This window comes from Desulfonatronospira sp. (assembly GCA_003563255.1).
Classification (GTDB): Bacteria; Desulfobacterota; Desulfovibrionia; order Desulfovibrionales; family Desulfonatronovibrionaceae; genus Desulfonatronospira.
Genome location: PWSL01000449.1, coordinates 1 through 8,211, shown reverse-complemented (window position 1 = coordinate 8,211; position 8,211 = coordinate 1). Strand labels below are relative to the sequence as shown.

The window sequence follows — 8,211 nt, the reverse complement described above, 5'->3', positions numbered from 1 at the left end:
TCTTGTAAAAAGCACTGGGTATCTGACCCAGGAAGACTATAAAAAGGCTCTGGAACTACTTCCAGAAGGAGGTGAGACTATAATGGAAACTTTAGCTGATCAGTGGAAACAGCAGGGCGCTCAGCAAGAAAGACACCGGGCTGAAGAGTGGATAAAGCAGGAAAAGGATAAATGGGAGAGGCAAGCCGAACTCAAGGCCACTCAACGACTAATTGTAGAAATCTTGACCGAACGATTTGATGTAGTAGGTTCAGGATTGACCCAGAAGATATACTCTATCGAATCTTTGGATATATTGAATGGCTTGTTCAGAAAAACCCAAAGAGTGGATTCCCTGGAAGAGTTCAGTAAGTTAGTGGATAAAGCCCTGGAGACCTGATAACTTTAATAATAAAAGCCACCCTGAGCCCATACACCCAGGGTGGCCCCATCCTTTCCTTAAACTACTTTCCCCAAAGGCACGGTGTTCACAGCTTCTGCCAGGGTCTCATCCGCCAGGTGACTATATCTCATTGTTGTCCTCATCTGGGTATGCCCCAGCAGCTTCCCTACTTCATACAAATTACGTCCTGCATTTAGGGATATAGAAAAATACTAATTTACCGTTTTTGGCTGAGGATATCGTACAGTGAGAGTTTTGAGCAGCGCTGCAAACGTTGCTCAAGGACTGCCTTCTCCTTTCCGCAAAGCTTGACACCTTTTTCATAAACACTGCTCATCAGATTCACCGTAGCACGAAAACCTTTCCAAACAAAATTGGATGTTCTGTTCAAAATAGCGATTGGCGTATCCAACAGGTAACCATTCCATGATCTTTCAAGCCCAGCCCAATAGCGATCAATCGCATTTGTACTTGCTATGATAAGGCGGGTAGTAAGTGAGCCGGACAGTGAGTTGTGTAATGTCGGCAAACTCAACCATACGTAACAAGAACTGACTGCGGCGCCCACTGCACTCCGGCCCGTTGTCCATGTTGACCACAAGATTTGTCACGGTTGAAAAATGCTGCTTGTCCTTGTTTTCGTTCCACCAAAGCAAAAGCCCATCAACCATAAAATCGCTGGTTTTGTTGCTATCGGTGTAAAAAATGAAAGTGAGGCTCCATGATTTCACGAATATCAGCAAGCAATCCAGGTTCTTTCTCCTCTGCCTTAGGCCTTTTCCGAGTAGAGATGTCATTCAAATATAAAAGCCCCGTTCGAAGTTCATTCATACATAATTCGACCACGGAACGTCCCCAGCCAAATGCGTCTTCGGCGGCACGATGCTTGCCTTTGAGGAGCGATAAGGTTACATCTGCCATTGCTTGCCATCGCAGGGGTCAGGGGATTAAGTCAACCAAACGAGAAATTAAGGGTACGACTTGTTCAGGAACCTTGTTTTGTGTCAATATCGATGTCTTCATACGTTACACCTCTTGGTTGAGATTGGTTGTATGAAAACATTATAAACGGTAATTTAGTATTTTCCAAGTCCCTAACTGGAAGAAGGTTAACCGGGCAAGCCTTTGGGGTGTTTAACTGGGGTTAATCCTGCCTGCCCCGTGAAATTTCTTCCATTTTACTGGGGTCAATAAAGCTCTTTTCTTTATTGGGTTGCGGGCGTAGCCCGGGTTAGCTTTTCTGGCAGATCAATATGTCTTTTGGGCCAGACCAGATATCTATTCAAATCTATTGACTTTATTTCATTCAACCAGGAACGAAGAACCAGGAACTTTGAACTCTCAAGTGTCAATTATTCTTTGAAAAAATAAGTGCGGGGGTGCCAGTCCCCTGCTTTCCTTAAAAGCGCTAAACAGATACATGCAAAAAATGTGTCGCGGGACTGTCCCCAGGCCGATTGCGGCCTCCCCTGAATGGTTATGATGCAGCAATGAATAACCACCCGGAGCAATATGAGCAGACAGCAGACAGAGATCATCCAGACCATTCTTGATACCATCAACCAGGGCCTTCTGGACAAACCCTTTGAGATCCGACTGGCCCTGGCCTCATTTCTTGCCGGCGGACACCTTCTCATCCAGGACATACCCGGGGTGGGCAAGACAACCCTGGCTCTGAGCATGGCCAGGACCCTCGGTCTTGATTTCGCCCGCATCCAGATGACCAGCGATATGCTCCCCGGAGACGTTCTGGGGGTATCCATGTTTGACCCCGGGATAAACGAGTTTCGCTTCCACCCGGGTCCTATATTTCACTCCATTGTCCTGGCCGACGAGATCAACCGTTCCTCTCCCCGCACCCAGTCGGCCCTGCTGGAAGCCATGGCTGAAAAACAGGTCTCGGCAGACGGCCGCACCTATCCCCTGCCGGAGGCCTTTCTGGTCATAGCCACCCAGAATCCTTTGGAGGAACACGGCGTCAACCCTCTTCCGGACAGCCAGATGGACCGGTTCATGATGAGCATCACCCTGGGCTACCCCGGTCCAGGATCTGAAAAGGACATGCTTACCAGGGGCCTTGCAGTCCCGGACTTTGAGGCTGTGGTCAGCAAGGAGGAGATTGTATCCTTGAGGCAGTCCTGCACAGGTGTTTTCATAAGCGATGAAATCGCCCTGATGATCCTGGAACTGACCCATGCCACCCGGGACCATCCGGAAGTCAGGACAGGTCTTTCCCCCAGGGGCATGCTGGCCATGAAGTCCTCAGCCCAGGCCTGTGCCATGCTGGAACAAAGAGACTACATCATTCCGCAGGACCTGTTCAATACCGCCTACAGCGTCATGATCCACAGGCTGAGCCTGCACCCGGGCAAGGACAGGGACCTGCTGGTAAGAAAGATCATCCATGAAACGTGGGGATAAGCGTAAAATAATTAGGATCAGATCCAGGCTGAGTTTTTCAGGCTGGATATATGTGCTGCTTTGTCTCCTGGTGGGCCTGGCCGCTGTAAACAGCAACAACAACGTCCTGTTTCTCATTACATCTTTGCTTTTGAGCCTGCTGTTTCTGTCGGGACTCGTCGCCCTGTACAATGTTTCCGGTCTGCGGGTACAGGCCGTGGGCAGGGATATCCTCACCTCAAACGAGCCGGGCACCATAATGCTGCGAATCCGGAACCAAAAACGCTTTTCCGCCCTGGTCCTGCAGGTGGGGCTGGAAGACCAGCGCGTCCTGCTGCCGGTGATCGGACCGGGCCGGCACAAAGACATTTTCATATCCTGGACTCCACCTTTCCGAGGACAGCCGCCACTGCCACCGGTCAGGCTGACCTCATCCTTTCCCTTTGGTTTCGTCCTGCGCGGGGGCCTGTTTGACCCGGGAAAAGGACCTGTTGTGGCCCCGGGGGCCCTGGGTGCTTCAGCCCAGAATCTCATGGCCCGGGAACAGCCCTGCAGTCATATCCTCCGCACTCAGGGCAGCGGGGAGTGGCAGGGCATAAGAAGATACCGCCCGGGCGAGTCCAGGGCGGCCATTGTCTGGCGGCGTCTGGACTGGAGTATGCCGGCCATGGGCATGGATATTTCCCGGTGGCCGGCCCACAGCTTTGCTTTTGAGCACGCGGCATCCCTGGTCATGGACTGGGAGGACCCGGCCTATGCCCATCTGGACACGGAAAAAAGGCTGTCCCTTTTCCGAAGCATCCTGGACCGTGCCCTACAGGAATACAGCCCCTGGGAGCTCAGGCTTCCCGGCCGGCACATTTCGGGCAACCCCGGGGCCGATCCGTATTTCGCCCTGCACGCCCTGGCCCTGGTGGAGCCCCTGCCGGGCCGGGATCCAGATTGAAATGCCATTAACGGCTTTGAAAAGGGAAAGATGAGGATGGTTTAGACAGAAGCCCCAGAAACTTTGTGTGAGGGCTGTTTTGAAGCATAGAAGCCGACATGGTTTTCCATACTGGCTTATAGATTTACTGCTGAGTCTGCTGCTCCCTGACCTCTTTCAATCTGCTATCCTACTCTTTCAGACTGTTAGCCAGGCCATTCATACAAAAACTTGCCTGAGAAGCTGCAGTAATCGGAGTATCGGTCTCGACTGTTGACACCACTGCGCCCATCAAGAATGCATCTGAGGACGGGAGCATTACGAGTTTCTGAAAACCGTAAAAATGGGGTACTTGTCATAAGGTATCTGTTTAGCTCTTTGGATGTGGCACGGGGACAGGCACCCCCGCACTTATTTATAATGCCTGTCAATCATTCTTTGGAAAAATAAGTGCGGGGGTGCCTGTCCCCTGCTTTCCATAAAAGCGCTAAACAGATACGTCATAAGCTTGTTTTGGGTTAAAAGCTGTATATCAGGGCTTGGCACGGGGACTGTCCCTGGCTTCGGGACCGTCCCCGGGCCGGTTACGGCATCCCCCTGAATGGTTACGGAAGCTCGAAGGTTTTGGGTCAGGCATATATTGACGCATATTTTCAACCGCTGCTTCAATCTCATCGTAAAGCGCAGTATTGCGCAAACCGGCCTTTGCAAGATCTTCAAGGTTTGCAGTCATAAGCCTGTATTGCGCCATTATTTCATCATTCATATATTTAAATCCTCTTCTGGTTTGAACTAAACACTGTATCCATTGCCTGACTGTAAGGGATGTTCAAAATACCAATATACCGTTACTGTTTAGGCGCTTAGCACAAATTTCAAACCAACATGTTGGTAACTTTTTCTGACATCCTGCCCCTCTGGATTAGATTACGCGCACGGCGTAAACTCCCCTCCCAATGGAAGAAAGTATGGGGGTATGGGGGTATCCATGTGTGGGTGTAAAGATGTTTTGACTCCCATACGCCCATACTCCCATACTTCTTAAGGCCGGGGGTGGTTGTATGAGATCCCTTCCTTTTTCAGATGTTGCCCCGAAGGGGCCACTTTTTCCGTGCAAGGTCGCGGAAAAAGCCTAGTGACTTAACCGTTGAAAGCCTGCCTGCGTTAAACCGGGGCCCCCGTTGGGGTGGTAACTGGGGTTAATCCTGTCAAAAAACTCTTCTCCTTATTGTTGCGGGCAAAGCATCAGTATGGCGGTATATCAGAATTTTCTAATCCCTAAGTACTCCAGGTACCGGTTTCGGAATCTCCTGAATGATTAACCGGTGAGGATCACCAGTTTTGCGTAGCTGCATTTTGACACAGTGATTGCACAGTTTGTGCAATCAATGCTCACCCTCATCACAGCTGCCTGGCTATGGTCTCGATACAGCGAGTTTCGAAATCATTATTTACACCGGCTCATCTGCCTGTTTGCTGATTTTACATGGTAAACATCTGCAAAACCAATGCTCCGGCTCGTCCTTGTTATCGGCACGTAGCCTGCATTTACTATTCCACAAAGCGCTGAACAGCTAGCAATTTCACATGTCATCATCAGGGAATCGTAACCATTCAGTGGATCCTCTGTGTTGACTGATGATCCAAGGCCCGGGGACTGTACCCCGCTATGTAATGATTGTTCAGCTTCACTAAACTTCGCGTCTGTAATTTGTATGTGTGCATGAAGTGTGTTGCGGGGACTGTCTCCACCCGCGACACCTTGCCGGTACAATCAAAACAATTACAAGCGCAAAACTCAGTGAACCTGCACAGGCCTACACAGCGAGGGACAGTGCCCAGGCCTGTTGCCGGCAATCACTACCAAGGAACCTTCTGAATGGTTACCCAATGAGAGATTTCAGCAACCAGAAAACAGATTTCTCTTGCTTTGCAAGGCAGGATATGTTTGACTTGCTGATACGCCAGGGGGCGCCCTTAGCATTGGGATAAGGGCTGAGAAGCACCCCATGAACCTGATCCGGATAATACCGGCGGAGGGATTGGCGAGCTCACGACCAAGGACTCATTTCAGCCGGTATCTGTCAGGTCCGGTTTCCCCACAGGTCAGCTTACCACTCCCCTCCTGAAATTTCTTACAGGAGGACTTTCATGAATACTCAACTTCAAAAGGCCAGGGCCGGAGTAGTGACTCCGGAAATGCAGACAGCAGCACTGGAAGAACCTTTAAGCCCTGAGGAGCTTTGCAGTCTTATTGCCCGGGGCAGGGCGGTGCTGCCCAAAAACGTGGTGCATGACTTTGCTTCCATTAAAGCCATTGGTGAAGGGCTCAAGACCAAGGTCAACGCCAACCTGGGCACCAGCGGAGAATGCACTGACATGTCTGCGGAAGAGAAGAAACTGGCAACTGCTTTGAGGGCCGGGGCGGATTCAATAATGGATCTTTCCACCGGAGGAGACTTAGACCAGCTTCGCGGGATGTTTCTGAAAAACAGCCCTGTCATGCTGGGTGCCGTACCCATTTACGGGCTGGCAGCCAAAATGCTCATGCAGGGCAGGCCCATGCACGACATAACCTCTGAGGAGTTTTTCCGGGAAATAGAACTGCAGTGCAGCCAGGGAGTGGATTATATAACCGTGCATTGCGGGATTACCATGCAATCAGTCCAGCGCCTGGAGTATTTCAGGCGCATCATGCCCTGTGTCAGCCGCGGAGGCTCCATGCACATGCAGTGGATCAGGGTTAATGGACAGGAAAACCCTTTGTATCAGAACTTTGATGCTCTTTTAAGCATTGCTGAAAAATATGACGTGACTTTGAGTCTGGGGGATGGTTTTCGTCCCGGTTGCATCGAAGATTCACTGGATGGGGCTCAGGTGGAAGAGCTTATGATTCTGGCTGAGTTGGCCGGCAGGGCCTTTGAACGCGGAGTACAGGTCATGATTGAGGGCCCGGGACATGTGCCCTTGAATGAAATAAAGACTCAGGTCCAGCTGCAGAAAAAGCTCTGCCGCAATGCTCCCTTTTATATCCTGGGTCCCCTGCCCACGGACGTTGCAGCAGGCTACGACCATATTACATCGGCAATCGGTGGAGCTATTGCAGGAGCAGCAGGAGCCGATTTTTTGTGCTACGTCACCCCGGCCGAGCATCTGGCTCTGCCAGGAGAGGATGATGTCTATCAGGGGGTGATGGCCGCCAGGATTGCGGCACATATAGCAGATTTGAGCAAAGGGTTACCGGGTGCTGCTGATAAGGACCGGCAGATGGCTCACTGTCGCCAGACCCTGGACTGGGAGGGCATGATAAAAAGCGCCCTGGATCCAGACCTGGTACGCAGCAGGATGCAGATCACAGAAGACGGGCGGACCTGTTCCATGTGCGGCAGGCTCTGCGCGGTGAAGACTTCCGAGGAGACACAGGCACTTCAGGCACAATCCTGATGTCCGGCAGCAAGCATGCTCCATAAAAAAGCCGGACAGGCTGGCCTGCCCGGCTTTTTTCCCGTCAAATGCGGGCCATTGCTGAGAAAGTGGCGGACAACTTCAACTATGAATGTTCGACGTTGACGCAAAACGGGTAAAATATGGCCGGGGAGACAAACTTTCTCTTGCAAAAAGTGTGTAAAATACGTCGTAAGTTATACACATTACGTCAAGCGCGAAATGGGTAAAAAGTGGGTTAAGTTACACACTTTGCGTTTGACGCAAAATGTGTAAATTAGGGGTAGGGTGGGTCAGCGGACCAGGAGGGGGAGGTAGCCGATGGTCTGGCCGTGTTTCTTTTTGATGTAGGCCAGGGTGTAGAGGTTCCAGAAGATGATGGTGGCCATGCCGGATATGGCTGCTCCGTATATGCCGAGGTTTGGGGTGAGGATGAGATTGAGGATGATGTTTACTCCGGAGGCGTTCATGGCGATATTTCTGAAGGCCTTTTGCCTGCCGGTCATGTTCATGAAGACACCGGTGGAGCCGGATATGGAATTGACGAACAGGCCCAGGACCAGAATGACCATGGCTGGATAGGCGACGGTAAAGTCGGACCCGAACAGCAAAGAGAGTACGGGTTTGCCCAGTTGGCATACCTCCTTCAAGGCTGATTGTTGAGGGGTTAAAGCGAATTCCGTTTATAAAAAACCGGTTGGCTTATTGCTCAATGAACCTGTCCCTGCATTCACTGGAACCGGCCTGGTGTCAGGAACTACCACTGACGACCCTCTGAATGCTTACCCCAAAACGACTCATTTTTTGGGACAAGCGGGTCCCGGAAGAGCCATTTCCCGCACCACATGCAAAGCGCTAAACAGATACATGATACAGATACATTGTTACCTTTTTTTTTTGCTTTGCAGCAACCACAAAAACGTCTGGCCCAACATCGGGGTGTACACATGAGTTTACAAATAAAGCACATAAAAGTTCAAGACATTAGTCTCGCGTACACAGAATCTGGACCGAAGACCAACACTGGAAAGGACAGTCTTCCGCTCCTGATGATCACCGG

At 50.9% G+C, this 8,211-nt stretch carries 6 protein-coding genes, 1 pseudogene and 1 riboswitch; of the genes and pseudogenes, 4 read left to right on the top strand and 3 right to left on the bottom strand.

The window, feature by feature from the left end; all coding sequences use genetic code 11:
* Positions 1-379: pseudogene (locus QZP87_RS13140) on the top strand (transposase); the annotation flags it as partial.
* A 458-nt stretch (positions 380-837) separates the two neighbouring features.
* Here the strand turns inward: QZP87_RS13140 and QZP87_RS15630 are convergent.
* The gene (locus QZP87_RS15630) at positions 838-1,179 is read right to left on the bottom strand and encodes a hypothetical protein (protein ID WP_363331022.1); all 342 of its coding nucleotides are present in this window, start codon (positions 1,177-1,179) and stop codon (positions 838-840) included.
* A 715-nt stretch (positions 1,180-1,894) separates the two neighbouring features.
* Between QZP87_RS15630 and QZP87_RS13135 the strand changes: the two genes are divergently transcribed.
* A complete protein-coding gene (locus QZP87_RS13135; RefSeq protein WP_291323375.1) occupies positions 1,895-2,803 on the top strand; it encodes a MoxR family ATPase in 909 nt (302 codons plus the stop codon).
* A complete protein-coding gene (locus tag QZP87_RS13130) occupies positions 2,787-3,728 on the top strand; it encodes a hypothetical protein (RefSeq protein ID WP_291323374.1) in 942 nt (313 codons plus the stop codon). Before QZP87_RS13135 ends, QZP87_RS13130 begins: the two co-directional genes overlap by 17 nt.
* Before the next feature lie 511 nt (positions 3,729-4,239).
* Here the strand turns inward: QZP87_RS13130 and QZP87_RS13125 are convergent.
* Positions 4,240-4,473: a hypothetical protein gene (locus QZP87_RS13125; RefSeq protein WP_291323373.1), complete on the bottom strand. Its 234-nt coding sequence runs from the start codon at positions 4,471-4,473 to the stop codon at positions 4,240-4,242.
* Between the two features lie 1,191 nt (positions 4,474-5,664).
* Positions 5,665-5,767, top strand: a riboswitch (TPP riboswitch).
* A gap of 91 nt (positions 5,768-5,858) precedes the next feature.
* Between QZP87_RS13125 and thiC the strand changes: the two genes are divergently transcribed.
* Positions 5,859-7,151, top strand: a complete 1,293-nt coding sequence (gene thiC, locus QZP87_RS13120) for a phosphomethylpyrimidine synthase ThiC (RefSeq protein WP_291323372.1) — start codon at positions 5,859-5,861, stop codon at positions 7,149-7,151.
* A 293-nt stretch (positions 7,152-7,444) separates the two neighbouring features.
* Here the strand turns inward: thiC and QZP87_RS13115 are convergent, their stop codons facing one another.
* A complete protein-coding gene (locus QZP87_RS13115; protein WP_291323371.1) occupies positions 7,445-7,801 on the bottom strand; it encodes a polysaccharide biosynthesis C-terminal domain-containing protein in 357 nt (118 codons plus the stop codon).
* Between the last annotated feature and the right edge of the window lie 410 nt (positions 7,802-8,211).